1 pseudogene is annotated in these 2,246 nt (G+C 77.7%); it reads left to right on the top strand.

Going from position 1 to position 2,246, the window contains the following annotated elements:
* A pseudogene (locus tag ACI3KY_RS20195) lies at positions 1 to 2,246 on the top strand (hypothetical protein); the annotation flags it as partial.

The following is a 2,246-nucleotide window of genomic DNA, read 5'->3' as shown; positions in this document are numbered from 1 at the left end:
CGCCGTCCGGCGGGCGGCGGGCCGGCTCGCCGTCCTGCGGGCCCGGGCACCCGTCGGGGCCGGGGTGGTGGCCGCGATCATCGCGCCCGCCGCCCTCGGCGCCGCCACGGGCCTCTCGGGCTCCGGGCCCGCCGTGGCCCTGGTGCTGCTGCAGTGGGTCGCACTGGCGACGCTCGCCGCGGCCTCCTTCCTGCGCATCGACGGGCCGAGCCGCATCGGCCTCGCCGTCGCGGGCTACGCGCTCACGACGCTGACGCTGGTCTGGACGCTGGTCGCGGCCGCCGACGACGTGGCGACGGATGCCGCGACCACCGCCCTCGCCGCCATCGGCGAACCGGTGCTGGGGCTGGTGCGGGGGCTCGCGCTCCTCGCGCTGCTGGTGCTCGTCGCCATCGGTCGCACGCTGCTGCGCGGACACGCGGTGGCGGCCGCCGCCCTGCTCATCGCCCCGGCGATCGCGTCGCTCGCACATTCGGCGCTCGACATGGCCGGCGCGAGCGACGAGAGCTGGGCGACGCTCGTGCTGGCTGCCGGCCCGGTGCTCGTCACCGTCGCTGCTGCGGCGATCGTGATGCGCGCCCCTTCCGCGGTCTCCGCCGCCGGCGCCCCGACTGCCGAGGCTGCGGCCGCCGGTCGGCCGGCGACCGCCCCGGCCGCGGTCGGGGTCGAGGTCGCGGTCGGGGTCGCGACAGCACCGCTCGACGACCCGCCGGCACCGGCCTTCCCTCCGCTCCGCGCGCGCACCGCGGCCGATCTCGGCGTGCTGCTGACGGGGCTGTGCATCGTCTGGGGCATCGCCCCCGATCTCGTCTGGGCGCTGCTCGCACTGGTCGCGCTCGCGTGCGGCGCGGCATCCGTCACCCGAGGCTGGGCCGCCCCCGCCGCGATCGACCCGGCCGACGACCGGTTCGCCACGCGACGCTCCGGCGTCCCGGTCGGTGCCGCGCTGCGGCGCCTCCTCGTCTGGCCGGCGGCCGTGGCGGCGTGGGCGGCGTGGTGGTCCTTTCTCGGCTCCGGCACTCCCGACACCGACTTCACCTTGGAGTCGTATGCGATCCCTGTGACCGCCGTGATGGCGGGCTTCGCCGTCGTCCTCGTGCGGCTACGCCGTCGCGCCGAGGCGAGCGCGGCCCTCGGCGCCGCGCTGACGGTGGGCCTCGTCTGGCCGGCGGCGGCGACGTGGGGCGGGGCGAGCGTGTTCGGGCTGTCGTCCGCGACGGACGAGCCACTGTTCGGCACCGTCGTCGCGCTCGTCGCCGCGGGCATGTGCCTGCTGCTCGCGTCGCCGCCGCTGCGCGGCATCCGTCCGCCCGCAGTGGTCGGCTCGGCGATCGCCCTCCTCGCGCTCGGGCTCGCCACGGTCGAGCTCGCGATCGTCTGGACACCGGATGCCTGGCCCTGGCAGACGGGCTGGCTCGCGCTGCTCGTCGCCGTCGCGTACGGAGCGGGCGCGGGCTTCGCAGGCGCACGGCCGGAGCGGATGTCGTCACACGGGTATGCGGTCGCACTGCCGCCGATCGCGCTCGGTGCGGCCTCGCTCATGGTGCTCGGCTCCGTCGCCCACGGCGCCGTCGTGGCCATCGCACTCGCCGTGCTGCTCGCCGCGCATCTCGCCGCGGCCGCGATCGGGCACGCACCGTTCGCCCGCGCGACCCGCTGGACCGCGCTGGCCGGCGCCCTGGCCGTGGCAGCGGTGTCGGTGCTCGCCGGCGGCACCCGTGAGATCGAGTTCGCCACGCTGCCGATCGCCGCCGCCTGCGGGCTCGGAGCCGTGCTGGCGGTGCGGCGGCGCCGCCGGGCCGGGTCGGACTGGCCGGCGGGCGAGCAGTACGTGTGGTGCGCGGCGCTGCTGCTCGCCAACGTGCCCAGCCTGCTCGTGCCGGCCGAGCCCGCCCGGGTCTGGCTGCTCATCGGCATCGCGCTGATCGCCGCGGTCGCGATCTCGCTGACCCCCATCCCCGACGCATGGCGCGTGCGCGTGCCCTCCGCGCTGATCCTCGCCGGTGCGGCGCTCGCGATGGGCGTGCGCGTGCTCGTCGACCCCTGGTTCGAGCTCGGCGACGCCGCCGCGGCCACGGCCGCCGTGGGTGCCGTCGTGGTGGCGGTGAGCCTCACTGCCACCGCCGTGACCTTCGCCGAGGCGCGCGTCGCCGCGGGGCTCGCCGCGGTCGCCGCCGTCCTGCTGGCCGCCACCACCCTGCTGCGTGGAGGCGACGACCCGGCCGCCACCGCGGTGACCGTGGCCA

Origin of the sequence: Microbacterium sp. ZW T2_14 (genome assembly GCF_044987405.1) — a bacterium.
Taxonomy (GTDB): Bacteria; Actinomycetota; Actinomycetes; order Actinomycetales; family Microbacteriaceae; genus Microbacterium.
The sequence above is the reverse complement of the archived record's forward strand: the minus strand, read 5'-3'. Positions and strand labels throughout refer to the sequence as shown.